This window comes from Arthrobacter sp. TJ-254, from assembly GCF_058269175.1.
Genome location: NZ_JBZCNF010000005.1, coordinates 130369 through 156074 on the forward strand (window position 1 = coordinate 130369; position 25706 = coordinate 156074).

The following is a 25706-nucleotide window of genomic DNA, read 5'->3' on the forward strand; positions in this document are numbered from 1 at the left end:
AGTCAAATCCACGGACGGGGGTACCCCCGGCCCAGCCTTGCCCCCGTTCCTCACTCTGGCCAGCGCCGACGCTCACCCCCACGCCCACACCTGCCCTCCGAAAACCTGCGGTGCCGGCTTGCGGCAGGTGCTGTCAGCGCCTAGTGACCGGACTGCGGTGGCGCGGCATCGGAGCCGGGACCGGAATCATGCACGGCGGCGGGCTCACCGCCGCCAGTGTTGGTCCTCTTGTTGACGAACCATGTGATCGCCCACAGAATGACGCCGATCGCCAGCAGTCCGCCGGCAATCTGGTACTGGATCACGTCCCGCCCGACCCAGGGACCGGCGAGGAAGGCACACAGCAGGGCCGCGATCAGGGGTACCGGCCCCGGGGAGGTGAAGAAGACCTTGCGATTGGGATCCCGCTTGCGCCGGAGAATGACGCAGGCCACGTTCACAACGGTGAACACGCACAGCAGCAGGAACGCCGTGGTGCCGGAGAGGTTCGCGACGACGTTGCTCTCCGGGTCGCTTGTGACGTACAAGATGAGCCCGAGCGCGAGGACGGTCGAGAAGAGGATGCCGGCCCACGGCGTCCGGCGTCCCGGCAGCACCTTGCCCAGGGGCCGCGGCAGGACGTTCTGGCGGGCCATACCGTAGATCATGCGGCTGGCCATCAGCATGTTGATCAGGGCGGTGTTCGCGACGGCGAAAACCGCAAGGAACGGGAAGACATTGTCGATCGGGAAGTCCGGGGATCCCTTGTGCACCACTTCAAGGAGTGCGGCCCCTTCGGCCTCCCGGATGCCTTCGAGCTCCGTCGGGGTAAGCACGGTGACCACGGAGACGGCCACCAGCATGTAGAGGATCACGGCGATGCCCAGGCCCGTCAGCATGGTGCGGGGGAAGATACGCTCCGGGTCCTTCACTTCCTCGACCATGTTCACGGAGTCCTCAAAGCCAACCATGGCGAAGAACGCGATGGAGGTGGCTGCGGTGACCGCGAGGAACAGGCCCTTGTCCTGGTAGTCGGAGAACACTGTGACCTGCTGGAGGTTCCCCTCCCCCTGGGCAATGACGTAGAAGCCGACGCCAATCACTATGCACAGGGCGATCATCTCGACAAGCGTGAGCAGAACGTTGAACTTCACGCTCTCCCCCACTCCGCGCAGGTTGATCGCCGCGAGCAGCAGCATGAAGCCCATAGCCACGGCGGTGATGACGCCCTGCCCCGGCACGCCCATCCACCCGTTGATCTCGAGGCCTCCGAAGAAGTTCTGAGCCAGAACGTTGGCGGAGGTCGATGCACTCGTGATGCCGGAACAGACGACGGCGAAGGCGACGAGGAAGGTCACGAAGTGGATTCCGAACGCCTTGTGGCAGTAGAGGGCCGCACCGGCGGCCTGAGGATACTGGGTGACCAGCTCCAAATAGGAAAAGGCCGTCATTGTGGCGACGATGAAGGCGAGGAGGAACGGCAGCCAGACGAGCCCTCCGACGGTTCCGGCCATGGTGCCGGTGACCGCGTAGACGCCGGCGCCAAGTATGTCGCCAACGATGAACAGCAGCAGGAGCTTGGGCCCGAGGACGCGTTTGAGCGCGGGTTCGTCACCTTCGCGGGTTGGATCGGTTACTGGTTCAGAAGTCGTGCTCATGTTGACCTCCACAGCTGGGACGCGGTTCCGTGGGAAACAGCGGCCGGACTCCGGCCCGGGTATGACCTACTTCACTCCTCGCAGACCATCTTGGCAATGGCCAGTGCGGAAAACATCGCGCTTCACGACCTTGCGCGCATGCGATCAGCGTGGCCGGAGGTAGGGGTTGCGGATGGCCTTATCGAGCTTTTCGGTGGCCGCGCGGACTGCTGTTCGTGACATCATGCCGGCATATTCGTCGAGGTGGGCCAGAAGCCGTGGTTGATCGATATCTCCGACATATCGGAGCATCCATGCAACGGCCTTCTGGACGAGTTCCTCGCTGTCGTCGGCGAGGACTGCCGCGATCTTCAGGGTTTCATCCACCTCGCCTCGCTTGAGGAACGCGGCGGTGGCCACGATGGCGCTGCGCCGTTCGGGCCAGAATCCGGACTCGGCGAGGTCATAGAGAGGAGTGCGCGGCTTGTCGAGGAGCCAGCTTCCGAGCACCTGGTGTGCGGCGAGATCAACGAGGTCCCACGAGTTGATGCGGTCGTGCCGGCGAAGGTACAGCTCGTAGAGTTCCTGGTGCCGACCGGTTGTGACCTTCCTGGCCGTGGCCGCCTTACCCATGATTGAGCAGGCACCGGCCCGCACCTCGTGGGTTGGGCTCGCGAGCAATTTCTCCAACTCGGGCACCGGCATGGCCAAGGCGGTCTTGGCGAGATTGAAAACGTCGCCCATCCGCACGCCGATGAACGAATGGTCGCCGGGAAAGTATCGTCCGTATCTGATCCGCTGATCGTCGGTGGCGATCTCGCCAAGCGCACGTTCGAAGGCCGCTGCGGTATCCACTCCCCGCCACCTCCTTCACCCGGCCGTTCCCGGGGTTTGAATGACCCGGCCGCCGCGGCTGGACCGGAGCCGATTCCGGCGGACCCGCGTCCGGCCATTAAAGCCCTGGAATTCCACCGCCGTCACGATATTCGAAGGAAACAACGGCAAGTACACCGCTGCCGGTGATCCCGGCACTGCCGCGATGCGTGCCGCGGACGGTGTCGTAGGTGCTCAACTCCGCGTCGGTGCCGCCGACCCGCACAACCGCCCGGCCGGAAAGCAGGACGGCAAAGGAACCACGGGGCACCTCGTGGGTTGGCCTGTCGAGAAGGTCGAGGATTGCCACCTGTGCCCTTACGGCGTTCGGGCGGGCGATGACGTTGAGGGCACGCACCGGTCCCGCCGGCAGATTCGCCGTGACCGGTGCGCCGCCCGGGAATCCGAACGGGCTGTTCCGCAGCACCTGGTGTTTCCTTCCTTCGACCTGAAGGACAACCCGCTCGCCGTCGACCACCGTGAAGATCCGCTCAGTGTCGGGGAAGAGGGAGAACGCGCCCGGCTGCTCGATCTCGGCCATACTCAGCCGCCAGGTGAAGTGCCCGGTCGCGTCGCCCGCGCTGGCGATTTCCCGGGTGGTGCCGGCCCCGTTGCGCCAGCGGCCGGGACGCAGCCCGGCGAACCGCAGGATGGCATTCGGGGATCTGGAACTGCCGGAGCCTAGGTTGTCGACCTTGGATAAAGGGGCCTTCATTGTCGAAACGTATCAGCTTGGGAGTTACGTCCGGAGCCGGCTGACTTTGCGGTTCCGGGTGAGGACGATCGGGCGCTCCTCGGTGATGGCGATCGTGTGTTCGGAATGGGCACCGCGGCTTCCATCGGCACTGCGCAGCGTCCATCCGTCCGGATCGACGCGGAGCTTATCGGTACCCCGCATGAACCAGGGTTCGATGGCCAGGACCAACCCCGGCTTCAGTGGATAGCCGCGGCCCGGCCGGCCCGCATTGGGCACGTGCGGGTCCCCATGCATGGTGCGCCCGACACCATGGCCGCCAAATTCGAGATTCACCTTGAGGCCGGCCTCGCGTGCGACGCTCCCGATTGCATAGGAAATGTCACCGACCTTGTTTCCTGCCACTGCCGCGGAGATTCCGGCCTCCAGCGCGCGTTCGGTGGTTTCGATCAACTCAAGGTCTTCCGGGCTGGCGTTGCCGACGACGAAGCTGACCGCGGAGTCGGCCACCCAGCCGTCGACGTTCGCCGCGAAGTCGAGGCTGAGCAGGTCGCCGTCTTGGAGATTATAGGAGTGGGGCTTGCCGTGAAGAACGGCGTCGTTCACCGACGTGCACAGGACATACCCAAAGGGCCCGGAGCCGAAGGTGGGCGCGTACTCGAGATAGCACGACTCTGCCCCGCGCTGCCGGATCAGCTCGTGGGCCAGTGCATCAAGTTCAAGCAGATCCGTCCCCACGACGGCGCGGGCTTTCAACGCCTGCAAGGTTGAGGAGACGAACTCCCCGGCGGCAGCCATCTCGGCGACTTCCTTGTCCGTGTGAAGTTCAATCAATTCGCCGCCACCCCTTCAGTCCCAAAATTCCCACTACCGGTATAACTATACCGCCACTAGACTGGACGCCATGGTCCGGATTCCACTTACTGCCGACGAGATCCAGCGCGGTCAGGACCTCGGCTCGGCGCTGCGCGCCGCCCGTGGCCCCCAGACGATGGCCGACGTCGCCGGAAGGGCTCAGATCTCGGTTGAGACGCTCCGCAAAATTGAGACGGGTCGAAGCCCCTCACCGGAATTCTTCACCATTCAAAGAATCTGCTCGGCACTCGGCATCACCATGGATGAACTTGTCTCCAACAGGCCGGAGCCACGACTTCGGATCGCTTCCGCGTCATAGCACCGGTATCTGCCGCACCCGGTTCCACGGTGGAAACGGCGTCAAGGCCCCACGATTTGAAAGGAAAGCGATGATGCTTACCCACAACAAAGCCTTCAGCGGCCTCGCGGTGCGCGACCTGCAGGAGGCCCACCGGTTCTACGGTGAAACGCTTGGTCTCAAGACATCCGAGGAGCATGGCTTCGTGTGGCTGCACCTCGCCGGCGGGCGGGACACCCTCGTGTATCAGCAGCCCAACGCCGTCCCGGCCAGCTTCACGATCCTCAACTTCGAAGTGGAGGACATCGACGCGGCCGTCGACGCGCTGGTGGCTCGAGGAGTGCGTTTCGAGCGCTATGACGAGATGCCCCAAGACGATAAGGCCATCATGCGCGAAGGTGGGCCGTACATCGCCTGGTTCAAGGACCCGTCGGGAAACGTGCTGTCCATCCTGCAGGAACGGTAGCTCCGCCGCTGTGATTCGGTCCTGCTCCCTGGGATCGCGACCCGGCGGCAACCCCTGCGCCGGGACTGTTTGCTATACCTAGAACTCCTATGGTCCAATGCCTAGTAGATCTAGGTATGGGAGGCGTCATGCGCATCGATAAGGACCTGGTCGCCGCCTCGGCAACCCCGCTCGTGCTGGGGATATTGTCGGACGGCGACCTCTACGGCTACGCAATCCTCAAGAGGGTGAGCGAACTGTCGGGCGGAGGCATGCAGTGGACCGACGGAATGCTCTATCCGTTGCTGCACCGGCTGGAGCGTCTCGGCTACGTGTCGTCGTCGTGGGGCACATCCGAGGCCGGGCGCCGGCGCAAGCACTACGCGATCACCCCAACGGGCCGCGAGGCGCTCGCCGACCGGCAGGAGCAGTGGACAGTCGTGGCCGATGCCCTGCGGCAGGTGTGGCAGACCGCGCAGCGGCCGCCGTCAGTTGTTGAGGGGTGGGCGTGATGGAGACGCACGCCGAGCTGGAGGCCCAGATCGACAGGTGGCGCGGGTACGTCCAGCGGCGTCAGGCGATCTCCCCCGCCGACGTCGACGAGTTGGAGGACCACCTGCGCGAACAGGTCGCCGACCGACAGGCGACCGGGCTCGACGACGAGGAGGCCTTCCTCGTCGCCATCAAGCGCCTGGGCAATCTCGACGCAGTCTCCCGGGAGTTCGCCCGCGAGCACTCCGACCGGCTGTGGAAACAGCTGGTGCTCGTACCTGAAGACGCCGAAACCACAAGCACACCGCCGTGGCGCGAGCTGGCAATCGTTCTCGCTCTCGCCGTCGGCGCGGGCGTGGCGGTCAAGGCGGGCCTTGTCCTTTTCGATGGCGAGGGCTCAGTGCTGGCCCGCAATCTCGGTCTCCTCGTCTTTCCCTTCCTCGCCGGCTACTTCGTCTGGAAGCGCCGGCTCGGCGTCCGGGCGGTCCTGCCGCTGCTCGTGCCGTTCGCGGTGCTGGCCATCGTGCTCAACGCCTACCCTTTCGCTCAGGGGGGTTCCACCGAGCTGCTCGCCGTCCTGCACGCCCCGGTGGTTCTGTGGCTGCTGGCCGGTGTGGCGTACGTCGGCGGGAGGTGGCGCTCCGACACCCGACGGATGGACTTTGCACGGTTCACCGGCGAGCTGGCCATCTACTACGCGCTTCTCGCACTGGGCGGCGCCGTCCTGATCGGGCTCACTCTGGCGGTCCTCCAGGTTGTCGGGATCGATCTCGAGCCGGCCCTTGAGGGCTGGATCCTTCCGTTCGCCGTCCCGGGGGCGCTCCTTGTTGCCGCCTGGCTCGTCGAGGCGAAACAGAATGTTGTCGAGAACATTGCCCCCGTCCTCACCCGGGTATTCACGCCGCTGACGATCGTGATGCTGCTCTCCCTCTTGGCTGTGCTGACGGTCTCCGGCGGACTGGTAGACGTCGACCGCAACCTGCTCATCCTCATGGATGCGATTCTCGTGCTTGTCCTGTGCCTGCTGCTCTACTCGATTTCGGCCCGCGACTCGCTCGCCCCTCCCGGCGTGTTCGACGCCCTGCAGTTGGTCCTCGTCGCCGCAGCCATCGCGGTCGATGCGGTGATGCTCACCGCGATGCTGACCCGCATCGCCGAGTTCGGGTTCAGCCCGAACAAGATCGCCGCGCTCGGCCTGAACCTCCTGCTGCTGGTGCACCTGATAAGGGCAGCCTGGCTCACGGTCGGATTCCTGCGCGGCAGGCGCCCCTTCACCGCCCTTGAGCGCTGGCAGACACGGTACCTCCCGGTCTATGGCGCCTGGGCTGCCGTGGTGGTCGCGGTCTTCCCGCCCGTCTTCGGCTTCGCCTAGTCAGCACACCGCACCGCCGGAAGCCCTCCACCTGCCCAGGTGGAGGGCTTCCGGCTGAAACCACGCGTCACCTGAGGGTCAGGAACGAAGGCCAAAAGCAAAATGACGGTGGCAGCGTGAAGGATGGTGAAGCCCTTGTGCCAGCGCACCCTGGGCCGCACGAACATTCTCCAGAGGAAGGACCACCCGCCATGATGGGAGCCCACCACGCCGCCTGCGGCGCAGCTGCCTGGGTTGCTGCCACCACCCAGATCGAGGTGGGCCTTGGGCCGTTGAGCGGAGCAATCGCGATCATGCCCGAGTCCTTCAGCATCGGATTCGGCTTGCTCAACGTCAGCCCGCTCGGTGTCGTCACCGGCGCACTTGTCGCAGCCGGGGCAGCACTCCTCCCCGATGCCGACCACCACAACGCCACCATCGCCAATTCGCTGCCCCCGCTGTCGAACCTTGTGTGCACCGGCATCGGCAAGATCTCCGGCGGACACCGCCGGGGGACACATTCCCTGATCGGCGTCGTCGCTTTCGTGGCCGTCGCCTTCATCGCCGGGCTATGGACGGCGGAGACCGAATCCTTCGGGACCGTCTACCCGGGAGCCGGCCTGCTGACGGTACTCCTCGTCTCCTTCGCCGCCAAGGCCTTGAAGATCATCCCCGACAACCTGCGCAAGTCGCCGTGGGCCGTGGGGCTGGCCGCCGGAGCGTTCATCACTGCCTTCGCGCCCGAGGAACAGTTCTGGTTTCCGATTGCGGTTGGCCTCGGCGTCGTTGTCCACATTGTCGGCGACATGATGACCACCGGCGGCTGCAACCTCCTCTACCCGCTCAGGCTGCGCCCACCCCGGGCAGTGGCATCGCTTCCGGTGGTGAGCTGGATGTGGAGGAGAAACGGGCACTTCTCGGTGCCCGTGCTGGGAAACGCAGGATCAGTCCGTGAGTGGTGTCTTCTCGTGCCGGTCTCTCTCTACGCCCTCGCCGGCGTCGGCGTGTCCATGACCCGCGTCGACGGTGTGGCGCTCCAGGCGCTGGCGGCGGCGGGTGGACTCGCCTGACTGGGCCTCGTCAGGTGCCGGGCGCGCGGTAATTGACCTCCCCTGCCATTCGGAGGGCCTCAATCGTTTCGTCGACGGTCATCAGCACCGTCGTTTCGAACGAGCTGAGGGCGCCTCCCCCGCTGATTGCCATCGCCACGGCGGCCATTGACACGTTGTCGGGGGCCTCCCAGAGGTTGTAACCATCGTGGGCTCCGAAGGCGTACCAAAACCCATGCAGCCTTCCTCCGACCGATTCAATGTACGCCTGGGCGGCTTTCCCGCGGTCCTCTGGGTTGCTCATCAGCCTGGCCCAGGTCTCGGGGGTGTAGCTGAACTTCGAGAGATAGAGCGGCATTGTTCATCCCTTCCTTCGCTGCCAGCGGTGCGGATTTCCCAAGGATGGCAGCCCGAGGTTGGGCCAGCAACGGGCTCCGTCCCCGCTGGGACACTCTTGACCGGTGATCCGAAGTGCCACTTCGCGCACGCCGGGCCTCAGCCGCGCAGCACCCTGGGGTCCGCTCCGGTGATGCGCGGAACGAACCGGACGTAGCAGACCATGCCGATGAGCTCCACGAGGGTCTGCGTTACGACGACGAGGGGAACCAGGCTCAGCGCCTCCGGCAACGCCAGCGCGAGCGGGAGCACCACCAATGAATTTCGGGTGGCACCGCTGAAGATCACGGCCGTTGTACTGGGCGGATCCAGTTTGGCGAGCCGTGCCGCGGCTCTTCCGACGGGCGCCATCACCACCAGATACGCAACATAAACCGGAACAACGGCCAGCAGGGACCGAAGTTCATTCCCAACACCGCCGATCTGCGAGCCGATGACGACGGCGAGGGTCAGCATCATGATCGGCACCATCGAAGCCTGCATCACGGCCATGAGCTGGCGGCCACCGGCTGCCCGCCGCGACCACCACTGGGTAGCAGCAGCGAGCAGGAGCGGGATGATGATCAGGACCACAAGTGCCTCAATGAAGGGCCGGGGGCTGATTGCCAGAACGAGGCCCGGCCCGATGAAGAGCAGAAGATATACGGGCAGCAACAACATCTGCGCCAGCATGAGCAGCGGCGCGGCGGCGAGCAGCCGGTCCCCGGAGCCGCCTGCCAACCCAGAGAACACGATGACGTAGTCAATGCACGGTGTCAGCAGCACCAGCATTACCCCGATGAGAAGCGCCTGATCACCCGCAATGAAGCGGGACAGGGCAAAGACAACGCCCGGGACCAGCAGGAAGTTCAACACGAGCACCGTCACCATGAACCGGAAGTCCCGCACGGCCTTCCCGATCGCCGCGAACGGAATCCCGAGGAACGTGGCGAACAATAACAGCCCTAGCACAGGATTGATCACCAGCTCGAGGGGGCCGGCCGCAGACGGAACCGCCCGTCCGAAAATCCCTCCCATGCCGATGGCCAGCAGGTAGAGGCCGACCTGGCGGCGCTCCATCATCCCTACCAACCGAGTCATGCGCACGCATCCAGCCTAGGGCGAACCAGTGCGGGCCACCGCCGGACGCACGCACGTGCCGGAGAGCTTACCCACCACGCGGGCCGGCCCAAGCGGACGGAGTGCCTAGAAAAGCGTGAACCTGTCGAGGGAATCGCGCAGCCGGGGAGCCGACCCGCGTTCGTCATCGATGCTCTTCCGCTGGCTTCTCACGAGGTCCGGACGATCAGTGATGATGCCGTCCACCGGCACCCGCAGGAAGGATCGTATGGCTTCGGGATCGTTCACGGTCCAGACCCAAAGCTCCTTGCCACTGCCCCTGGCGAGGGCAGCGAGTTCCTCGGTGAAGAAAGACTGCTCGACCACCAGAAAGTCGCCGGGCTCCTCGTCCAGCGCTCCCACGTTGGCCCCAACGGTATAACCAACGCGGAGTTCGGGCCGCTTCTGTTTCAGTTCGTTCACCACCTTGCTGCTCAGCGAGTGGTAGATATGGTTCCCGGTGGCTCCGATCGAATCGAGTTCGGCCAGCAACCTCTCCACCACCATGGGGGACTCGTGCCCGTGCAGCTTCAGTTCGATCAGGAGCGTCACTCCAAGCTCCTCCGCGCGCAGGACGTAATCGATGAGGGAAACCATTGAGTCGGTGAAACCCCCGACGCTCACCGTCATCGACTCGGCCTCATCCAGGGTGAGCTCATAGGTGTTGACGTTCCGGCCGGAGACCAGCCACAGGTTTACGTCGTGGCTAAGGATGAACCGCCCGTCCCGTGTTTCCTGGGCGTCGATCTCGACATAGTCCGGATGGACCGCCCTGGCCGCGGTGAGGGCGCTGAGCGTGTTCTCCACTCCACCGGCCGTGAACCCTCGGTGGGCAACGATGTCGGGGGAGCCTGGGTCGGTGGGCGCGCTGCCCTGCGCGGGGAGGACCGAGACCGACTGCACGGCCGCCGCACCGACAACGAAGAGTGAAACCAGGGCAAGCGCGAACCTCCGTCGGTTGGGCCTGTGCGCCGGATCCTCCACGTCGATCGATGGATCCGGCGGACCAGGGCCTGCGCCAACGTTGTAGGCGGCGGTGAGCGAGTGAAGAACCACGACGAGCGCGAAGTCCAGAATGACGACAGCCCCCACAGTCGCAATGCCGTACCCCGCCGCTGCCACGGCTGCGGCGAACGGTAGATCCAGACGGTCCGCAAGCGCGGCGGCGAGCACCACCGCCTCGGTCAGTGCCGTAGAGAGCGCTGTCGCGGCGGCGGCGATAACGCCGATGGCGGCGGCAAGACGCCACGACTGGCCGCGGGTTGCTGCGAGGCTGCCGGCCGCCGCCCGGCCCGGCGACTTTCCTTCAATGACAAGGAGCGGAAAGGTAAATATCAGGCGGAGGTTCACATAGAGCAGCGCCGCGACGATCGATCCGTACAGTGCCGCACTCACTGGAGCTTTGAGCATCTCGCCGCTGATGAACAGCGGCACGGCGATGCCACGGGTGACCGTTGAAAACAGCCCGAATCCGCCAAGCGGCATGATCAGCAGGACGTAGATGATGAGCAGGGGCGATTGGTAGTGAGCGATCGCCCGGATTGCCCTGGCCACTTCGCCGGCGACGTGCCGTGGGAACAGGGACCGCCCGGCCTGCTGGCGGTGGACGAGGACGAGCAGGGTCACCAGTTGCAGGCTCACCACGGCAAGTGCGACGGCGATCAACAGGAGCATCAATGACAGCGCCACAGGGTTTGCCAGGACTGCGCCGAGGTTCTGGTCGGTGATCCGGGGCAGCCCCGCCGCCGCAAGGGCGAGGCTGAACAGTACCGACAATGCCGGGAGGGCCAGGAGAATGGTCCCCCCGTTGAGAACCAAGGATGCGAGAAGGAGTGGAAGAAACCCTTTCCGCGTTTCGGCAATGGCCTTCTGGAGGCAGGCACGAAGGGGCAACGAGGCGCGCCGAACCCGGACTTCGGGCGCACCGGAGGTGTGGGCGATCCGCTTGGCCATATACATGGTCAATCCCCGCCAGCGTCCACAGGTGCGCCTCTGCCCATGCCCTACTCATCCCCCATTGCCTTGATCACCGACCGCGGCGGCCCGGACGGGCTGTTGTCCTGCGCCGGTCTCCAACTATGGGTTCATCCTGCCTCACTGATCGCACTGACGAGGTTCTCTGGCCACATTTATCTGCGCGGCATGGCGTCGGCGGCGTGACGCGGAACGAACGGTACCGACCGACTAGTCGGTTTGGTGGTAGGATCGCAGCATGTCAACTCGCTCGAAGATCCTGGCGGCGGCCCGCGAACTAACTGCCCGGGACGGCCAGATACCGTCTCTCGACCAGGTGGCCGAGGCCGCCGGCGTTTCCAAGGGCGGGTTGATGCACCACTTCCGCTCGCGTGCTGCACTGGTGGAAGGCCTGGCCGTTGACGCGCTCGAGGAGGTGAACCGGGCAATGGAGGCAGCGGCGGCTAAAGGGGAAGCCGTGAAAACCTGGCTGCGCCTGTCGACCCCGAGCAGTCAGGAGGCGGATGTGTACCGAGCAATGCTGACGGCTTTCAGCGCAGTGGCTCCGGGAGCGGATGCGGTGCTCCGGCGCGCCGGGGAGGCGACGGCTCATTGGCAGGAACTTATTGCTGTCGAACTGGGCAGCCCGATGAAGGCGCTTATCGTCCGTCTGGTCGGTGACGGACTGGTACTGAATTCCGTCGCGGGAACGCCGGTGCAGGATGTTGGGGCCTTGATAGACCTCCTGAGCCGACCGGATTGGAAGGACAACCCGTGAATCCGGCACTGCTGGGAGGAATCGGCGGACTGGCGGCACTCGATTCCCTCAACCCAGCCACGATTGTCGCGATAACGCTGATTCTTTTGACGGTCCGCCAGCGGCCAGTCTTGTCGGCTCTAGCCTTCGCAGCCGGCGCGATGCTCACCGTCTTCCTTCTGGGAGCCGTCATTTTCACCAGTGCCGCCACCGCCGCCGATGCGCTGGCTGATGGTCTTGGCTGGCTGCGCCGCATCGTGTTTCTCGTGGCCGCGGTCGCGATACTTGTTGCCGCCAGCCGCCGTCTGCGCGCCAGGGAGCGCAAAGCCATCGCACTCCCCCGTTGGTTCACGGCCGGGACGGCGCTCCCCCTCGGAGTTGTGATGACCGGAGCGGACTTGCCCAATGCCTTCCCCTACTTCATCGCGATCGAGCGCATGGTTGCAGCCGACACAGCCCTCGGAACCGGGCTCTTGATCCTCGCAGGGTATTCATTCATCTACTGCCTGCCCTGCCTGCTTCTGCTCCTGCTCGGCGTCATGCATGGCGAAAAGGTCCGTCGGCGGCTGAGCCGGATTTATGACAAGCTCTCGACCGGCACGATCCCGCGTTCGATACCCCTGGCCCTCCTCTACTTCGCCCTCGCGTCCGCCGTGGCGGCCTTCGCCATCTGGCCGTAGGCCGCCGAGAAGGCGTATTCCCGGCTGGACCGATGCGTCATAGGGGAACCGGCTGGCTCTCCGGTGGGGATTGCATCGCCGCAGTGGGTCGGGTCAGCAGCTGAAGGGCGGTACGCACCGTTGTCAGTTCGTCGTCTGTCAGCGAACCCAGAACCTCAGCCAGCCACTCGCGGCTCTCGCAGAGGTTCTTTGACATCTCGAAGCCCGCGTCCGTTGCACCGATCAGTTTGATGCGGGCATCGCGGGGATCCGCGAACCGGCGCACCAGCCCCAGTTCAAGAAGCTTGTCGGCCTTGGCTGTGATGTTGGACGGATCGCAGCCGAACTGCTCGGCGATCTCCCGCATGGAGGACGGCTTCAGGGCGGCGAATCCAAGGACCCGCGCCTGGGCCAGTGTCAGGCCGGCGCGCTCGGCGGCGCGCTCGAAATCGAGGAGAAACTGGCCCACAAACTCCAGCATGGCGAATCGCACTTCCGGGAACTGGCCCCGGGCCATGTCTCCACTCAAGGTCTCCGCCGTAAAGGGCCGCTGGGTAGTCATTGAGCAAGTATACATGAGACCTTCAATCGATTACCTGAGAACATCAGGTAAATGCATGATAGTCTCGACCATCTTGGAGAAGGGGCTTGCGTCCTTCCTCCGCCCTCCAACGACTAAAAGGACCCAGCGTGAGCGCAGAACGGCAAGTACAAGAAGTCATGGCCCGCTACACCCGCTCGACCGACCGCCGCGACGGCGCCGGGCAAGGGGCGCTGTTCACCGACGACGCCGTCATTGAGATCTTCGAGAAGACACCATCCAATACCTACTCACCTGTAGGCCCACCAATGGTGGGAGGCTCGGCCGTCGCCTATGCCGTTGAGCACTTCATGGCGCCCCTTGCGCCCGGCGAGTCCAGCCACCATCTGCCCGTCGACCACATCATTGAAGTCTCTGGGGATGAAGCGCACTTCAATGCGCAGTTCGTTGTCTTCAAGGTTCAGGGAGCGGTCCGGCCCCGGGACGGCTGGCCCGCCGGAGTGCTGGGCGCCCAAGGTACAGTCACGCCAATCGAGGCCGGTTACTACGACACGGACCTGCGCCGGATTGACGGTGAATGGAAGATCATCCATCACCGGGTCCTGCTCGACCTGCCGATGGCCTTGCCCGGGGCGTAGCGCACCAGCGGCCCTCCGCGCCTGTGCCCCGGTGCAGGCCACGCCGCACCGAACGGAAATCTGAGGAAAGAATGAAACGAATGGTGTACAGGTCCTTCGGCGGACCCGAAGTGCTCACTCTCGAAGAGGCGCCAACACCGAGGATGGCCCAGGATTCGGTACTCGTCCGGGTCAGGGGCGCGGGCGTGAACCCCGCTGACGTCGCCATACAGCATGGAGCGATGAAGGACTCAATGGACACCGTTTTTCCGGTGACCCCGGGCTGGGACTTCTCCGGAATCGTCGAAGCAGCAGGACCAGGGGCAACAGAATTCGCCCCCGGAGATGAAGTGCTCGGATATACGCGCCAGCCCATCCTCCATCAGGGAACATATGCCGAAATGCTTGCGACACCGGTTGGAACACTCATCCGCAAACCCGCGTGCCTGACCTGGGTCGAGGCGGCCGCACTGCCGCTGGGCGGGCTGACCGCATACCAGTCCATCGTCCACACACTCGGCGTCACGCCATCCGACACCGTGCTCGTCCATGGAGCCAGCGGCGGCGTGGGGTCCCTCGCCAGCCAGATTGCGATCGCCCGGGGTGCGCGCGTCATCGGCACGGCGTCGCAGGGGAATCACGCCTATCTCGCCTCGATCGGCGTGGAGGCCGTTCCCTATGGGCCGCGCGCAGTTCAGGCGATAAGGAACCTCGCACCGGCTGGGGTCGACGCCGTCTTCGACGCAGCGGGGCACGGCTCGCTCGGCATGACCGCCGCCGTCGGCTCGGAGAAGGTGCGCGTGGCGACCATTGCAGACACCGCCCCTGGCGCGACGACCGTCTACGCTCGCCTCGTCCTCCAGGACCTGCTGGACCTGACCGCATTGGCCGAGGACGGCAGGCTCCTGCCGCGCGTGGGGGCAACCTTCCCCCTTGATCAGGCCGCACAGGCGCAGCGCCTCGTCGCCGATGGTTCCGCACGCGGCCGGGTTGTCCTGCTCCCGTCCCCGATCCCCTCACCAGGGGATTCCGCCGGGGCTGCGGATGGGGCTCGAGCCGCCTAAATTATGATCACGACAGCCACCGCCACCCCTGCGCCTGCCCGCCAAGCCATTAACCACCCACCCAATAAGGAGACAGATATGACACGCGATCCCTACGCCGAATTGCCCGCAGTGCCCAACTTCGAGGTGACCAGCAACGACGTCGCACACCTCCAGCCACTCGCCCTACCCCAGGCATCGGGCGTTTTCGGCGCCGGCGGGGAGGACGTTTCTCCGCAGCTGTCCTGGCGGGGATTCCCCGAAGGAACTAAAAGCTTCGCCGTCACCGTCTACGACCCCGATGCGCCGACGGCCAGCGGGTTCTGGCACTGGGGCGTTTTCAACATCCCCACTGATGTCACTTCCCTGCCCAAAGGCGCAGGAACCCAGGATGGCGCGGCGCTGCCGCAGGGCGCGGTCCAGATGAGGAACGATGCTGGGTTCAACGGGTATGTTGGCGCTGCACCTCCCGCCGGCCACGGCCCCCACGAATACCACATCGTGGTTCACGCCATCGATGTTGAGAAGCTCGAGCTGCCCCCGGAGGCCGGAATCGCCCTGCTCGGCTTCACCCTGTTCGGCCACACGCTTGGACGCGCACGCATAATCGGAACCTTCGAACAGTGACCTGCCCTGAGGTGGGAGGACGCCTCCCACCTCAGGCAGCGTGCAGGCCGCCGTCAGCCGACGGTGTTGAGGAAGTCAAGCAGGTCCTGGTTCAGCCGATCCTTGTGCGTGTCCGCCAGACCGTGCGGCGCCCCCTCGTACACCTTGAAAACCGCTCCGTCGATCATGGCCGACGACGCCTTCCCGCCGACCTCGAACGGAACGATCTGATCCTCATCACCATGAATGACGAGGGTCGGCACGTCGAACTTCTTGAGGTCTTCCCTGAAGTCCGTTGCGGAGAACGCGGCAATGCTCTCATAGGCATTCCGGTGTCCCGAGGCAAGGCCCTGGTTCAAAAAGGACGTCTGCACACCCTCGCTGGCCGCCCCGGGAACCCTGTTGTTGCCAAAGAACGGCCCGGCGGCCAGATCCTTGTAGAGCTGTGCCCTGTCGGCGAGCGAGCTCTCCCGCAGCCCGTCGAATGTCTCGATGGGAACACCACCGGGGTTGTCATCTGTCTTGAGCATGAGGGGCGGAACCGCGGAGATGAGCACGGCCTGGGCAAGACGGGACGTGCCGTGCCTGCCAATGTACCGCGTGATCTCCCCTCCCCCGGTCGAGAAGCCCATCAGGGTGACGTTCGTCAGGTCCAGGGAGTCCATCAATGCGGCGAGGTCGTCGGCGTAGGTGTCCATTTCGTTGCCGCCCCATGTCTGGGTCGACCTTCCGTGGCCGCGCCGATCGTGGGCGATCGCCCGGTAGCCGTTGCTGGCAAGGAACAGTTGCTGGGACTCCCAGCTGTCAGAGTTCAGCGGCCAGCCGTGGGCCATGACGACCGGCCTGCCCGTCCCCCAGTCCTTGTAGAAGATTTCGGTCCCGTCTTTGGTGGTGACAAAGCTCATCATTGCGCCTTTCATCGTTGCCCACAGGTGGTTCCAGGTATCCGGTTCAGCCGGCCAAGCTCGATCACTCCGGCACGCCCGGTGAGGCAATGGTGGCAAAGAAGCCACTGCCTCGACACAAGGCGGACTGAATCGGCACAAATGTGACGTGCCCCTAGATGCGGCTCCTCCCGGGAAGGGAAGCGACGGAACGCCGCAGAAGCGGGGAATATTTGGAAGCCCCTGGTTCTTGTCTAAGTCGTACAAAATAATCGTCCAACGCAAGGAATTCCCCCATGTCCGAGAACACCAGCCTCGCCGGCAAGACCGCCCTCGTCACCGGCGGCTCCCGCGGCATCGGAGCCGGCATCGCCCGCTCCCTGGCCGCCCGGGGCGCCACCGTCGCCCTGACCTACTGGAACTCCCCCGGCCCCGCCGAGGCCCTGGTCGCGGAGATCACCGCCGCCGGGGGCAGGGCCGTGGCCGTGCGCGCCAACGCGGCCGACCCCGATGCCGCCCGCCGGGGCGTCCGGGACGCCGTGGATGCCCTGGGCTCCCTTGACATCCTGGTCAACAACGCCGGCGGCGGCTGGTTCGAGGCCTTCACGGAAACCCCGGACGAGCACATCGAGGCCACCATCGACCTCAATATCCGCGGCACCGTGTACACCACCCAGGAAGCCCTCAAGCACCTGCCCGACAACGGCCGGATCATCACCATCGGCTCCATCAACGCCCTCAGCATCCCCTTCACCGGCGGTGCGATCTACGGCATGAGCAAGGCCGCCCTGGTCGGCTTCACCAAGGGCCTGGCCCGGGACCTCGGGGCCCGGGGCATCACCGCCAACCTCCTGCAGCCCGGCCCGATCGACACCGACGGCAACCCCGCCGACGGCGAAGCGGCCCCCATCATGGCCGGCATGACGGCCCTGAAGCGCTTCGGCACCCCCGCCGACGTCGGAGCCCTCGTCGCCTGGATCGCCAGCGACGCGGCGAACTACCTCACCGGAGCCACCATCTCCAACGACGGCGGCTGGACCGCCTGACACCCCACAACCCGGACCAGGGCACCCCGCCCCGGTCCGGGTTGTGAGGAGCCGGCCACACTCACCGCAACCATCGTCTTCGACGACCACGTGCGACGGAAAGCTTAGTTCGAGCGTCGTCGACCCCGACTGATTCCCGACCCTTCAGCATCAGCCGCTTCCCCTTGGAAGTTGCAGGCGGATCGTTTTGGCCGCCCGCGCGTGAGGGTCCTTCCTACAGTCCGAGCCCGGTCAGGTCGGGGTGGTCGGCTGGGCGGCGCCCGGAGCGGTCCCAGTGGAACAGACGGTCGGCTACGTCAATGACCTGATCATTGATGCTGGCATGCCGGTGCCGCATCAATCCCTCGGGCGTGAATTCCCAGTTCTCGTTCCCGTGGGAGCGGAACCACTGTCCCGACGCATCGTGGGATTCGTAGACGAAACGGACGGCGATACGGTTCTCCGTGTAGGCCCACAGTTCCTTGATGAGGCGGTACTCATGCTCGCGGTTCCACTTCGCGGTGAGGAATTTGACGATCTCGTCGCGGCCCTGGAGGAAGGTGTCCCGGTTACGCCACCGGCTGTCCACCGTGTAGGCCAGCGATACCTTTACCGGATCACAGGTGTTCCACGCATCCTCGGCTTTGCGCGCTTTCTCAACAGCGGTCTCAAGAGTGAACGGGGGCAATGGAGGGCGCGTTTCCATGGTTTTCTCCTAAACAAAGGCAAATCTGAGGCATGTGATCGCAGGTATGGCCGGCCTCCATCTCCAGGAATCAATCGGCCGAGCATCGCCGGTGAGGCCTTCAGCGGCGCCCTGTCATCGCCCTCCAGACGGTTAGGTCCTCCGAAGGGTCAGGCCACTTTCCGCCTGAGGAAGTCCCTGATGAGCCCGGCGATCTCGTCTCCATGGGTCTCAAGGGCAAAGTGACCTCCGTCGAGCAGGTGCAGCTCGGCGTCGGGGAGGTCGCGGAGATAGGCCTTGGCCCCCTCGGCCCCGAAGATCGGATCGTTCTTCCCCCAAGTGATCAGGGTCGGCGGAAGATGGGTGCGGAAGTACTCCTGAAACCCCGGGTAGAGATCGAGGTTGAACTGGTAGTCCCAGAACAGCTGCAGCTGGATCTCCGTATTGCCCGGACGCTCCATCAGGGTCTGATCCAAGGTCCAGGTCTCCGGCGAAAGGCGGTCCAGGCGGTCCTCCGGAACCCCGAAGGTGTACTGCCATTTGGTCCGCTCGGGCAGGAAGTACTTCCGCACGCCGGCCTCGTTGGCGGGCCGGTCCTTGGCGTGGGCGAACAGGATGTCCCAGAACGGGGTGAACCCCTCCATGTAGGCGTTCCCGGACTGCACCAGCAGGGCACTCACCCGCTCCGGCTGGTTGCTGGCAATGCTCAGCCCGATGGGCGCGCCGTAATCCATGATGTACACGGCAAACTTTTCCAACTTCAGCTGATCCACGAACTTCACGGTGATCTCGGTCAGGTGCTTGAAGGAGTATTCGAACCCGTCGACCTGCGGCGCATCCGAGAACCCGAAGCCGATCATGTCCGGAGCGACCAGGTGGAAATCCGCTGCCAGGTCCGTGATGAGCCGGCGGAACATGTGCGACGAGGTGGGGAAACCGTGAAGCAGCAGGACGGTGGGGTTGGCAGGGTCTCCTGCCTCACGGTAGAACACCGTGTGCCCGTCGACCCGCGTGGTGTGCGTACGGGTAACGCGCGCGGAGAGGTCCGGTGGAGCCACACCTTCAGTAGTCGTCATCGAAGTTCGTCCTTCCTAGACATCAAGAGACCACCTGAAGTGCAACGCTGGCAGGAACGGATGGGGCAGTCAACGATGTGGCGGCCGCACGGGCTTTATGACACCACGCTCCTTCCGGCGGCCGCACTCGGCTCTTGGGAACTGGCCCGAAAGTTTTCCGTTGCAAATGTCGAGAACCTTCGCGCTGCTTCGTCCTTGGAGTGAATACGGCCACAATGGGCTGTGTCGCAACGTCAAGGAGACCACGATGGCCAAGTACTTGTTGCTAAAGCACTACCGCGGTACACCGGCAACGGTGAACGACGTCCCGATGGACCAGTGGACGCCCGAGGAGATCTCGGCCCACATCCAATACATGGACGACTTCGCCGCCCGGCTACAGGACACCGGAGAGTTTATCGACGGCCAGGCCCTTTCCCCCGAGGGAACCTTCGTCCGCTACGACGGCGAGGGGCGCCCGCCTGTCACCGACGGCCCGTTCGCGGAGACCAAGGACCTCATCGCCGGATGGATGGTGATCGACGTCGACAGCTATGACCGCGCGCTCGCTCTGGCCGGTGAGCTGTCCGCGGCTCCGGGCGCCGGCGGAAAACCGATCCACGAGTGGCTCGAATTGCGCCCTTTCCTGTCCATGCCTCCCACTGTCACGGAGTAGCGCCGATGGATGAGGTCCTCCTGCGGACCCTCACTCCCGAGGTGATCGCGGTCCTTGTCCGCCGAGGAGCTGACTTCGCGTCGGCCGAGGACGCGATGCAGGAGGCCTTGGTCGAAGCCGTCCGGATCTGGGCGGAGCAACCACCGCGGGATCCGAAGGGCTGGTTGGTCACCGTCGCCTGGCGAAAGTTCCTTGATGCTGTCCGTGCAGATACTTCGCGGCGTCAGCGGGAGCAGCGCTTCGGGGCCGATCCCTCCCCCGGACCGGGAGAGGCAGCGGACGACACACTCCAGCTTTACTTCCTATGCGCCCACCCGTCCCTTACCCCGTCCTCGGCGGTCGCACTTACGCTGCGTGCTGTCGGCGGCCTGACGACGGCGCAGATTTCCCGCGCCTACATGGTTGCTGAAGCCACGATGGCGCAACGCATCAGCCGGGCCAAGCGGACCCTCGCAGGCGTCCGGTTCGACCAGCCCGGTGACGTGGGCACGGTGTTGCGGGTCCTCTATCTCGTCTTCAACGAGGGCTACACGGGTGAACTCGATCTCGCTGCCGAAGCGATCCGCCTGACGCGCCAGGTGGCGGCTCGAATCGACCACGAGGAGGTGGCGGGGCTGCTGGCGCTCATGCTGCTCCACCACGCTCGGCGTCCTGCGCGCACCCGCGGCGACGGCAGTCTCGTGCCGCTTGCGGAGCAGGACCGCGGTCTCTGGGATACCAGGCTGATCGCCGAAGGTGTCGACCTTCTGCAGAGGGCCCTGGCCCGTGACCGCCTGGGCGAGTATCAAGCACAGGCGGCGATCGCCGCGCTCCACGCCGACGCGGGGTCGGCCCAGGAGACCGATTGGGTGCAGATTGTCGAGTGGTACGACGAGCTGGTGCGGCTCACGGACAGCCCGGTGGCGCGGCTCAACCGGGCCGTCGCTGTTGGCGAGGCCGACGGGCCGCTGGCAGGCCTGGCCGACCTGGCGCAGCTCGACCCCTCCCTCCCCCGCCACACGGCCGCCGTGGCGTACCTGCACGAGCAGGAGGGTGACTTGGTGACCGCTGCGCAGCTTTATGCGGCGGCAGCCCAGAAGGCGCCGAACCTCCCCGAACGCGACCACTTGACGCGCCAGGCCGCCCGGCTCAACGCTGCAATCCGCTAAGCGGCGCCTATGCGCTTTTTCTCACCGGGACCCGGACGGAAGCAGCTCGGACAGCAGCTTCTGGATGCGGGTCTTAATGTCGTCACGGATTGGGCGGACTTCGTCAAGGGACTTGCCCTTGGGATCGGTGAGCTCCCAGTCTTCGTAGCGTTTCCCCGGGAAGACGGGGCAGACGTCGCCGCATCCCATGGTGATCACGACGTCGGAGTCGCGGACCTGCTCGGTGGTCATCAACTGCGGGACAGCCTTTGAGATATCGATGCCCTCCTCGGCCATCGCCTGAATCGCCATTGGATTGATCTGGTCACCGGGCTCCGAGCCACCGGAGCGGACCTCGACGGCCCCACCGGAGAGCTCGCGCATGTAGCCCGCGGCCATCTGGGAGCGGCCGGCGTTATGGATGCAGACGAAGAGCACCGTCGGTTTGTCGGTCATGGGGGTTCCTTACTCTCGGTTACCCAAAGCATAGATGTACATCTATATATCGGCCAGCAGCGGCGCAGTTTTTCACCGGGGGTTCATCTCGAGCGAGGTCAGTAATTCCCGCACGCGGGCCTCAATGTTTTCCCGGATGCCGCGGACCCGCGCCAGCGGAAGGCCTACAGGATCCTCGAGGTCCCAGTCGAGATAGCGCCGCCCCGGATATACCGGGCAGGCGTCCCCGCACCCCATCGTGATGACGACGTCGGCCGCGCGGACCACCTCATCGGTGAGCGGCTTAGGGAATTCACCCCCTATCGGCACACCGATCTCATCCAAAGCAGTGACGATCACGGAGCGCACGGCGTCCGCCGGGGCCGACCCCGCCGTGCGCACACGCACCCGGTCCCCCGCGAGGTGGCGCAGGATGCCCGCCGCCATCTGTGACCGGCCTGCGTTCTGCACACAGACGAACAACACTTCGGGCACCCGGTCCGGCCCCGGCAGACCCTGCTTCGCCAGCGCCGAGAGCCTGTCGGCGGCGAAGCGCGAGGTGCGTGAGGAAAGGCGGCGGGCGGCCCCGGAGCCACCGGCGAGCAGGGCGTGGCTTTCCCGGACATAGCGGGCGACGGTCTCAGGGGCGAAGGTGCCGGCGAACCGTCCGGCAAGGTCGGTCGAAATGCGATCGAGCACAGCATCGGTCACCGGCGTCTCCTGTTCGCCCTTGAGCACCTCCGCTACGCGGTCCGCCTGGCTTGGGGGAATTGAGTACCAGACACTGCGGCCGTCCGGCTCCCGGTCCAGGAGGCCCTCCTCCAGCAGGACACGAACATGGTGACTGACTGTGGGCTGCCGAAGTTTCAGCTCGGCGGCCAGGCTGCCGACCTGCCGCCTGCCGTCCGGGCTGTCCATGATGAGCGACATGATCCGCGCGCGCGTCGGGTCGGCGAGCAGTCGCAGTTCGGCAGCCGTTCCCGGAATACGCATAGATGGCAGTCTATGCATATGCTTTCCCGGTGACCACTCTTCCCGCAGCCACCTTCCGCCGCGCCTCCGCTGAACTGATCGGTTCCGCCGCCCTCGCGGCGATTGTGGTGGGCTCCGGCATCGCCGCCGCCGGCCTCTCCAACGACGCTGGCCTGCAGCTGCTCATCAACGCTGTCGCAACCGCCTTCGGGCTCTTCGTGCTCATCACCGTGCTCGGCCCGCTCAGCGGCGCCCACCTGAACCCGCTCGTGTCCATCGTTGACTACGCATTCGGACTGCGCGGCCGGCGCGACCTCGCCCAGTACATCGCAGCGCAGGTCATCGGCTGCATCGCCGGCAGCGTCCTCGCGAACCTCATGTTCGACCTTCCGGCCGCTGCGTGGAGCACCACCGGCAGGATCACCCCCGGCCACCTGGTCGCTGAAGTGGTTGCCACCGCGGGGCTGATCTTCGTCATCTTCGCCCTCGCCCGCACGGGCCGCGCGCATTTCGCCGCAGGAGCCGTAGCCGCCTACATCGGTTCCGCCTACTTCTTCACAAGCTCCACCAGCTTCGCCAACCCGGCCATCACCATCGGCCGGATGTTCACAGATACCTTCGCCGGCATTGCCCCCGGCTCCGCGCCCCTGTTCATCGGAGCACAGGTTCTCGGCGCGCTTATCGGGTACACCTGGGTCAGGTTCCTCACCTCCCGCGCCCCCGTTGACACGGCGGAAACCGCTCTGGCGGCTCACTGACACGTCGGCGGCCTCGACCCGGTCGCGGGGCCACCCGATCCTCCCAACGCTGCCCTGCTCGGCGGAATCAACCCACCACGAGAAGTTCGCTAGGTGCCGATAGCTCTCCGGACGAGGTGAATCGCCTCCTCCACCTCCTCGACCCGCCCGTCCTGTGCCCCCGTCACCGGCCGTACGGTGCGCCGAAAGGCGGCCTCGTCGCCGTTCCCCCTCCGGAAGGCGGGCAGGTGGGCAAGCACCGCAGCGCGGCGCAGCCACGCGTCGTTAGACGCCGCCCACCGTTCGAGGACAGCCCGGGCCCGCAGGGCGTCCTGCCCGCCGAGCCGAAGGAGAAGGGGCCCGACGACGTCGACCGCCAACGGATCCGCGACATCGCGCAGGGGTGCCGAGCGCAGAAAGCCCTCGATGCGTGTGAGATCAGAGGAACGGAGCAAGGCAAGGTTCGACTGCAGTAGCACCACCGCCGCGAGCCGGCGCTCAAAGACGGGCCGGGACCAGAGCTCGGATGCGAGGGCCGCGACCTCGTCGTGGGAAAGCCCCGGATAGCGTCGGGCGGCATTGCGGATGGTGCCGCGGACCGCCCCCACTGACGCCCCGTAGTACCCGAGCACGCTCCCGAGGCGCCGTTCGTAATCCTCGGCGCGCTCCCAGGTGCTTTCGTATTGAAGGGACTCGTCGATGAAGTCGGCGGCGTCATTCATGCCTTCAACCCTAGGACGTGCCAGCAATGCCGGCGGCTGCCCCTCCGCTCGGCGGCGAGGACCGTCGCGCCGGCACCCGCACGATGGCAGACTGGGGCGATGCGTGAGCTCGTCGTCCTCGGTACTGCCTCCCAGGTTCCCACCCGGACGCGCAACCACAACGGGTACTTCCTTCGGTGGGAGCGCGAGGGGTTTCTTTTCGACCCGGGCGAGGGAACGCAGCGCCAGATGATCCTCGCGGGAGTATCGGCGAGCCGCATCACACGGATCTGCCTTACGCACGTTCACGGAGACCACTGTTTCGGGCTGCCCGGGGTGCTCTCCCGGATGGTGCTCGACGGCGCCGGGCACCCCGTCCATCTCCATTACCCGGCGTCGGGCGAAGATGTCGTCCGGTCGCTGGTAGCGCTGGCCACCCCGGGACTGGACCTCCGGCTCCATCCCCACGCGGCCGCCGGGCCGGTCGCAGAAAATCTTGAGGTGCGCCCCCTGCTTCACCGCATCGAGGCCTACGGGTACCGGCTGACCGAGCCGGACGGCCGGAGCTTCATTCCGGACCGGCTCGCGGCCGCCGGCATCGCAGGACCCGACGTCGGGCACCTACAACGCGCGGGAAACCTGCGCGGAGTACGGGTGGAGGATGTCAGCGTCCACCGGCCGGGCCGGCGCTTCGCGTTCGTGATGGACACCGCACCGTGCGCGGGCGCGGAGGAGCTGGCGGAAGGCACCGATGTGCTGGTGTCCGAGTCAACCTTCAGCGACAACGATGTCGCTCTCGCGGAGCAGTACCGGCACCTCACGGCCGGTCAGGCCGGCGCCCTAGCGGCCAGCGGCGGCACCGGAACGCTGGTACTGACGCACTTTTCATCCCGGTACGACGACGTCGAGGAGCTGGCCGCGCAGGCCCGCGCCAAGGCGGGGGCCGCGACTGTCATCGCTGCCGCCGACCTCGACCGGATCCCGTTTCCACAACGCCGTGGCCCGGACGTCATCAGTGGATTGGCCAAAGCCCCAAGCTGATCCCTACGGGGTATGGACCCGCCAACGGCTGGTTCAGCCACCTTGGAATCCCACCAGGCAGGGTTCACGCCTGGCGTCAAGCGGTGTGGGAGTCGCGGACCCGACGGTGTCGGTGGTGCGTCGTGTAGCTGTCGAAGACCGCCGACGAGGTATCGCCTGAATGCCCGAATTTTCCGCGAAGGACCTCCGCGAGATCCTCTAGTGCTGCGTGTAGCATCCGTCCGGCGAAACGGAGTTCCCTGTCCTCGCTGCGTTGGGCCTCGCCTGCCAGTTCCTGGGCGTAGGAGATGGTTTCCGGGAGGGATCCCCTCTGTTGCACCTCGTGGAAATAGTAGCTTTCGTAAAAGCTCAGCAGATCAATGCTCACCGAGGCGACGTGTCGGGCCAACGACTCAAGGAGCCCGGCAGCATGACGGGGATCGAGTGGGGACAGTCCTTCCGGACCGGTTGCTTCCCTGAAAAGGTTCAGGTCGTGGGCGAGAACCCGGCGTCGGCTGAGAGCCGGGTACATCTGCAGAATCCAGGACACCGTGGCCGTCAACAGCCCGAAACCGGTTACGGCCTGGAACGCAGTGAGCAGCCGAAGCACTGCACTTCCCGCAACGATTTCACCGAACCCCACGGTGGAGAGCGTAACCATCGAAATGTATGCCGCTTCCGCAAGGCCACCCTGCTGCGGCACGCCGTCGGCATAGATGAATCCTTCGGGCAGGTGCGGCAGGTATAGGAAAGCCCACCCGACAACGGCCAGGCCCGCCCACGCGCCGATGACAGCGGCCATTGCTAAAGGTGCTGCGACGGCGGAGGACTGCCCCCTCACCCTTCGTGAAAAGAGCCAGAATCCACGCATGATGGTCCGGCACACCGGCCCCGACCCGTAAGGGTAAAGGATCGTGTGGAAAACGTCTGCGAGCATCAGCAGGATGAGCCCGGCCCCCGCCACAGTCCAGAGTGCGTCGGAGATGTCCATGCCTCATCTTAGGGACCGTCCTGCCTCGACCCGTATCAGGGCACCGGCGTGCGAG

30 protein-coding genes are annotated in these 25706 nt (G+C 65.4%); 15 read left to right on the plus strand and 15 right to left on the minus strand.

The window, feature by feature from the left end; genetic code table 11:
* Nucleotides 1-140 precede the first annotated feature (140 nt).
* The 4 genes from AC4D14_RS14885 to map all read right to left on the minus strand — a co-directional run bounded on the left by AC4D14_RS14885 (nucleotide 141) and on the right by map (nucleotide 4017).
* Nucleotides 141-1637: an APC family permease gene (locus tag AC4D14_RS14885; protein ID WP_490903434.1), complete on the minus strand. Its 1497-nt coding sequence runs from the start codon at nucleotides 1635-1637 to the stop codon at nucleotides 141-143.
* A gap of 144 nt (nucleotides 1638-1781) precedes the next feature.
* A complete protein-coding gene (locus tag AC4D14_RS14890; protein WP_490903435.1) occupies nucleotides 1782-2471 on the minus strand; it encodes a DNA alkylation repair protein in 690 nt (229 codons plus the stop codon).
* Nucleotides 2472-2568: 97 nt separating this feature from the next.
* Nucleotides 2569-3204 carry a HutD/Ves family protein gene (locus AC4D14_RS14895; RefSeq protein ID WP_490903436.1) on the minus strand — a complete coding sequence of 212 codons (636 nt, stop codon included), beginning with the start codon at nucleotides 3202-3204 and terminating at the stop codon, nucleotides 2569-2571.
* Between the two features lie 24 nt (nucleotides 3205-3228).
* Entirely contained in the window at nucleotides 3229-4017 is a 789-nt protein-coding gene (gene map, locus AC4D14_RS14900; RefSeq protein WP_490903437.1) for a type I methionyl aminopeptidase, read from the minus strand.
* A 70-nt stretch (nucleotides 4018-4087) separates the two neighbouring features.
* Here map and AC4D14_RS14905 point away from each other — a divergent pair, with 70 nt between their 5' ends.
* From AC4D14_RS14905 to AC4D14_RS14925, 5 genes are all read left to right on the plus strand, one after another.
* Nucleotides 4088-4357 (plus strand): helix-turn-helix domain-containing protein, encoded by a 270-nt coding sequence (locus AC4D14_RS14905; protein ID WP_490903438.1) that lies wholly within the window; start codon nucleotides 4088-4090, stop codon nucleotides 4355-4357.
* Nucleotides 4358-4427: 70 nt separating this feature from the next.
* Complete coding sequence (locus tag AC4D14_RS14910; RefSeq protein WP_490903439.1) at nucleotides 4428-4802, plus strand: VOC family protein; 375 nt, start codon at nucleotides 4428-4430, stop codon at nucleotides 4800-4802.
* A gap of 128 nt (nucleotides 4803-4930) precedes the next feature.
* Entirely contained in the window at nucleotides 4931-5293 is a 363-nt protein-coding gene (locus tag AC4D14_RS14915) for a PadR family transcriptional regulator (RefSeq protein ID WP_490903440.1), read from the plus strand.
* Complete coding sequence (locus tag AC4D14_RS14920) at nucleotides 5293-6645, plus strand: permease prefix domain 1-containing protein (protein WP_490903694.1); 1353 nt, start codon at nucleotides 5293-5295, stop codon at nucleotides 6643-6645. Before AC4D14_RS14915 ends, AC4D14_RS14920 begins: the two co-directional genes overlap by 1 nt.
* 191 nt (nucleotides 6646-6836) lie before the next feature.
* On the plus strand, nucleotides 6837-7694 hold the full coding sequence (locus tag AC4D14_RS14925) for a metal-dependent hydrolase (protein WP_490903441.1): 858 nt from the start codon (nucleotides 6837-6839) through the stop codon (nucleotides 7692-7694).
* Nucleotides 7695-7704: 10 nt separating this feature from the next.
* Here AC4D14_RS14925 and AC4D14_RS14930 read toward each other — a convergent pair whose 3' ends face one another.
* The 3 genes from AC4D14_RS14930 to AC4D14_RS14940 form a co-directional block, all read right to left on the minus strand.
* On the minus strand, nucleotides 7705-8031 hold the full coding sequence (locus AC4D14_RS14930; protein WP_490903442.1) for a GYD domain-containing protein: 327 nt from the start codon (nucleotides 8029-8031) through the stop codon (nucleotides 7705-7707).
* 137 nt (nucleotides 8032-8168) lie between these two features.
* A complete protein-coding gene (locus tag AC4D14_RS14935) occupies nucleotides 8169-9149 on the minus strand; it encodes an arsenic resistance protein (protein WP_490903443.1) in 981 nt (326 codons plus the stop codon).
* A gap of 105 nt (nucleotides 9150-9254) precedes the next feature.
* Nucleotides 9255-11126 carry a glycerophosphoryl diester phosphodiesterase membrane domain-containing protein gene (locus AC4D14_RS14940; protein WP_490903444.1) on the minus strand — a complete coding sequence of 624 codons (1872 nt, stop codon included), beginning with the start codon at nucleotides 11124-11126 and terminating at the stop codon, nucleotides 9255-9257.
* A 253-nt stretch (nucleotides 11127-11379) separates the two neighbouring features.
* Between AC4D14_RS14940 and AC4D14_RS14945 the strand changes: the two genes are divergently transcribed.
* A complete protein-coding gene (locus tag AC4D14_RS14945; protein ID WP_490903445.1) occupies nucleotides 11380-11898 on the plus strand; it encodes a TetR/AcrR family transcriptional regulator in 519 nt (172 codons plus the stop codon).
* A complete protein-coding gene (locus tag AC4D14_RS14950; protein ID WP_490903446.1) occupies nucleotides 11895-12557 on the plus strand; it encodes a GAP family protein in 663 nt (220 codons plus the stop codon). Before AC4D14_RS14945 ends, AC4D14_RS14950 begins: the two co-directional genes overlap by 4 nt.
* A gap of 37 nt (nucleotides 12558-12594) precedes the next feature.
* On the opposite strand, the gene AC4D14_RS14955 is transcribed toward AC4D14_RS14950, so the two are convergent.
* Nucleotides 12595-13098: a MarR family winged helix-turn-helix transcriptional regulator gene (locus AC4D14_RS14955; protein WP_490903447.1), complete on the minus strand. Its 504-nt coding sequence runs from the start codon at nucleotides 13096-13098 to the stop codon at nucleotides 12595-12597.
* A 128-nt stretch (nucleotides 13099-13226) separates the two neighbouring features.
* On the opposite strand from AC4D14_RS14955, the gene AC4D14_RS14960 reads away from it, so the two are divergent.
* The 3 genes from AC4D14_RS14960 to AC4D14_RS14970 all read left to right on the plus strand — a co-directional run bounded on the left by AC4D14_RS14960 (nucleotide 13227) and on the right by AC4D14_RS14970 (nucleotide 15364).
* Complete coding sequence (locus AC4D14_RS14960) at nucleotides 13227-13715, plus strand: nuclear transport factor 2 family protein (RefSeq protein WP_490903448.1); 489 nt, start codon at nucleotides 13227-13229, stop codon at nucleotides 13713-13715.
* 80 nt (nucleotides 13716-13795) lie between these two features.
* A complete protein-coding gene (locus tag AC4D14_RS14965; protein ID WP_490903449.1) occupies nucleotides 13796-14758 on the plus strand; it encodes an NADP-dependent oxidoreductase in 963 nt (320 codons plus the stop codon).
* 78 nt (nucleotides 14759-14836) lie between these two features.
* Nucleotides 14837-15364 (plus strand): YbhB/YbcL family Raf kinase inhibitor-like protein, encoded by a 528-nt coding sequence (locus AC4D14_RS14970; protein ID WP_490903450.1) that lies wholly within the window; start codon nucleotides 14837-14839, stop codon nucleotides 15362-15364.
* 53 nt (nucleotides 15365-15417) lie between these two features.
* On the opposite strand, the gene AC4D14_RS14975 is transcribed toward AC4D14_RS14970, so the two are convergent.
* Nucleotides 15418-16248, minus strand: a complete 831-nt coding sequence (locus AC4D14_RS14975; protein ID WP_490903451.1) for an alpha/beta fold hydrolase — start codon at nucleotides 16246-16248, stop codon at nucleotides 15418-15420.
* 275 nt (nucleotides 16249-16523) lie between these two features.
* On the opposite strand from AC4D14_RS14975, the gene AC4D14_RS14980 reads away from it, so the two are divergent.
* Complete coding sequence (locus tag AC4D14_RS14980; RefSeq protein WP_490903452.1) at nucleotides 16524-17273, plus strand: SDR family NAD(P)-dependent oxidoreductase; 750 nt, start codon at nucleotides 16524-16526, stop codon at nucleotides 17271-17273.
* 214 nt (nucleotides 17274-17487) lie between these two features.
* On the opposite strand, the gene AC4D14_RS14985 is transcribed toward AC4D14_RS14980, so the two are convergent.
* Both AC4D14_RS14985 and AC4D14_RS14990 read right to left on the minus strand, forming a co-directional pair.
* Nucleotides 17488-17958, minus strand: coding sequence for a nuclear transport factor 2 family protein (locus AC4D14_RS14985; protein WP_490903453.1), 471 nt, complete (start codon nucleotides 17956-17958; stop codon nucleotides 17488-17490).
* Between the two features lie 149 nt (nucleotides 17959-18107).
* The gene (locus AC4D14_RS14990; protein WP_490903454.1) at nucleotides 18108-19013 is read right to left on the minus strand and encodes an alpha/beta fold hydrolase; all 906 of its coding nucleotides are present in this window, start codon (nucleotides 19011-19013) and stop codon (nucleotides 18108-18110) included.
* A 247-nt stretch (nucleotides 19014-19260) separates the two neighbouring features.
* Between AC4D14_RS14990 and AC4D14_RS14995 the strand changes: the two genes are divergently transcribed.
* Both AC4D14_RS14995 and AC4D14_RS15000 read left to right on the plus strand, forming a co-directional pair.
* Nucleotides 19261-19668: a YciI family protein gene (locus tag AC4D14_RS14995; protein ID WP_490903455.1), complete on the plus strand. Its 408-nt coding sequence runs from the start codon at nucleotides 19261-19263 to the stop codon at nucleotides 19666-19668.
* A 5-nt stretch (nucleotides 19669-19673) separates the two neighbouring features.
* Nucleotides 19674-20816 carry an RNA polymerase sigma factor gene (locus AC4D14_RS15000; protein WP_490903456.1) on the plus strand — a complete coding sequence of 381 codons (1143 nt, stop codon included), beginning with the start codon at nucleotides 19674-19676 and terminating at the stop codon, nucleotides 20814-20816.
* A gap of 21 nt (nucleotides 20817-20837) precedes the next feature.
* On the opposite strand, the gene AC4D14_RS15005 is transcribed toward AC4D14_RS15000, so the two are convergent.
* Both AC4D14_RS15005 and AC4D14_RS15010 read right to left on the minus strand, forming a co-directional pair.
* Entirely contained in the window at nucleotides 20838-21251 is a 414-nt protein-coding gene (locus tag AC4D14_RS15005) for an arsenate reductase ArsC (protein ID WP_490903457.1), read from the minus strand.
* Between the two features lie 72 nt (nucleotides 21252-21323).
* On the minus strand, nucleotides 21324-22223 hold the full coding sequence (locus tag AC4D14_RS15010; protein ID WP_490903458.1) for a metalloregulator ArsR/SmtB family transcription factor: 900 nt from the start codon (nucleotides 22221-22223) through the stop codon (nucleotides 21324-21326).
* Between the two features lie 29 nt (nucleotides 22224-22252).
* On the opposite strand from AC4D14_RS15010, the gene AC4D14_RS15015 reads away from it, so the two are divergent.
* Nucleotides 22253-22960: an aquaporin gene (locus AC4D14_RS15015; protein WP_490903459.1), complete on the plus strand. Its 708-nt coding sequence runs from the start codon at nucleotides 22253-22255 to the stop codon at nucleotides 22958-22960.
* An 89-nt stretch (nucleotides 22961-23049) separates the two neighbouring features.
* Here the strand turns inward: AC4D14_RS15015 and AC4D14_RS15020 are convergent, their stop codons facing one another.
* Nucleotides 23050-23661 (minus strand): DNA alkylation repair protein, encoded by a 612-nt coding sequence (locus AC4D14_RS15020; RefSeq protein ID WP_490903460.1) that lies wholly within the window; start codon nucleotides 23659-23661, stop codon nucleotides 23050-23052.
* Between the two features lie 99 nt (nucleotides 23662-23760).
* On the opposite strand from AC4D14_RS15020, the gene AC4D14_RS15025 reads away from it, so the two are divergent.
* Complete coding sequence (locus AC4D14_RS15025) at nucleotides 23761-24681, plus strand: ribonuclease Z (RefSeq protein WP_490903461.1); 921 nt, start codon at nucleotides 23761-23763, stop codon at nucleotides 24679-24681.
* 76 nt (nucleotides 24682-24757) lie between these two features.
* Here AC4D14_RS15025 and AC4D14_RS15030 read toward each other — a convergent pair whose 3' ends face one another.
* Nucleotides 24758-25651 carry a potassium channel family protein gene (locus AC4D14_RS15030; RefSeq protein WP_490903462.1) on the minus strand — a complete coding sequence of 298 codons (894 nt, stop codon included), beginning with the start codon at nucleotides 25649-25651 and terminating at the stop codon, nucleotides 24758-24760.
* Nucleotides 25652-25706 lie beyond the last annotated feature (55 nt).

What these genes read in the sequence shown, in the direction of transcription:
- AC4D14_RS15025 (WP_490903461.1), top strand. Translation starts at nt 23,761, where the DNA reads ATGCGTGAGCTCGTCGTCCTCGGTACTGCCTCCCAGGTTCCCACCCGG.
- AC4D14_RS14995 (WP_490903455.1), top strand. Translation starts at nt 19,261, where the DNA reads ATGGCCAAGTACTTGTTGCTAAAGCACTACCGCGGTACACCGGCAACG.
- AC4D14_RS15010 (WP_490903458.1), bottom strand. Translation starts at nt 22,223, where the DNA reads ATGCGTATTCCGGGAACGGCTGCCGAACTGCGACTGCTCGCCGACCCG.
- AC4D14_RS14990 (WP_490903454.1), bottom strand. Translation starts at nt 19,013, where the DNA reads ATGACGACTACTGAAGGTGTGGCTCCACCGGACCTCTCCGCGCGCGTT.
- AC4D14_RS14910 (WP_490903439.1), top strand. Translation starts at nt 4,428, where the DNA reads ATGATGCTTACCCACAACAAAGCCTTCAGCGGCCTCGCGGTGCGCGAC.
- AC4D14_RS14945 (WP_490903445.1), top strand. Translation starts at nt 11,380, where the DNA reads ATGTCAACTCGCTCGAAGATCCTGGCGGCGGCCCGCGAACTAACTGCC.
- AC4D14_RS15000 (WP_490903456.1), top strand. Translation starts at nt 19,674, where the DNA reads ATGGATGAGGTCCTCCTGCGGACCCTCACTCCCGAGGTGATCGCGGTC.
- AC4D14_RS14935 (WP_490903443.1), bottom strand. Translation starts at nt 9,149, where the DNA reads ATGACTCGGTTGGTAGGGATGATGGAGCGCCGCCAGGTCGGCCTCTAC.
- AC4D14_RS14940 (WP_490903444.1), bottom strand. Translation starts at nt 11,126, where the DNA reads ATGTATATGGCCAAGCGGATCGCCCACACCTCCGGTGCGCCCGAAGTC.
- AC4D14_RS14985 (WP_490903453.1), bottom strand. Translation starts at nt 17,958, where the DNA reads ATGGAAACGCGCCCTCCATTGCCCCCGTTCACTCTTGAGACCGCTGTT.
- AC4D14_RS14980 (WP_490903452.1), top strand. Translation starts at nt 16,524, where the DNA reads ATGTCCGAGAACACCAGCCTCGCCGGCAAGACCGCCCTCGTCACCGGC.
- AC4D14_RS14970 (WP_490903450.1), top strand. Translation starts at nt 14,837, where the DNA reads ATGACACGCGATCCCTACGCCGAATTGCCCGCAGTGCCCAACTTCGAG.
- AC4D14_RS14965 (WP_490903449.1), top strand. Translation starts at nt 13,796, where the DNA reads ATGGTGTACAGGTCCTTCGGCGGACCCGAAGTGCTCACTCTCGAAGAG.
- AC4D14_RS15020 (WP_490903460.1), bottom strand. Translation starts at nt 23,661, where the DNA reads ATGAATGACGCCGCCGACTTCATCGACGAGTCCCTTCAATACGAAAGC.
- AC4D14_RS14930 (WP_490903442.1), bottom strand. Translation starts at nt 8,031, where the DNA reads ATGCCGCTCTATCTCTCGAAGTTCAGCTACACCCCCGAGACCTGGGCC.
- AC4D14_RS14925 (WP_490903441.1), top strand. Translation starts at nt 6,837, where the DNA reads ATGATGGGAGCCCACCACGCCGCCTGCGGCGCAGCTGCCTGGGTTGCT.
- AC4D14_RS14920 (WP_490903694.1), top strand. Translation starts at nt 5,293, where the DNA reads ATGGAGACGCACGCCGAGCTGGAGGCCCAGATCGACAGGTGGCGCGGG.
- AC4D14_RS14895 (WP_490903436.1), bottom strand. Translation starts at nt 3,204, where the DNA reads ATGAAGGCCCCTTTATCCAAGGTCGACAACCTAGGCTCCGGCAGTTCC.
- AC4D14_RS15030 (WP_490903462.1), bottom strand. Translation starts at nt 25,651, where the DNA reads ATGGACATCTCCGACGCACTCTGGACTGTGGCGGGGGCCGGGCTCATC.
- AC4D14_RS14915 (WP_490903440.1), top strand. Translation starts at nt 4,931, where the DNA reads ATGCGCATCGATAAGGACCTGGTCGCCGCCTCGGCAACCCCGCTCGTG.
- AC4D14_RS14905 (WP_490903438.1), top strand. Translation starts at nt 4,088, where the DNA reads ATGGTCCGGATTCCACTTACTGCCGACGAGATCCAGCGCGGTCAGGAC.
- AC4D14_RS14885 (WP_490903434.1), bottom strand. Translation starts at nt 1,637, where the DNA reads ATGAGCACGACTTCTGAACCAGTAACCGATCCAACCCGCGAAGGTGAC.
- AC4D14_RS15005 (WP_490903457.1), bottom strand. Translation starts at nt 21,251, where the DNA reads ATGACCGACAAACCGACGGTGCTCTTCGTCTGCATCCATAACGCCGGC.
- AC4D14_RS14955 (WP_490903447.1), bottom strand. Translation starts at nt 13,098, where the DNA reads ATGACTACCCAGCGGCCCTTTACGGCGGAGACCTTGAGTGGAGACATG.
- AC4D14_RS14975 (WP_490903451.1), bottom strand. Translation starts at nt 16,248, where the DNA reads ATGAGCTTTGTCACCACCAAAGACGGGACCGAAATCTTCTACAAGGAC.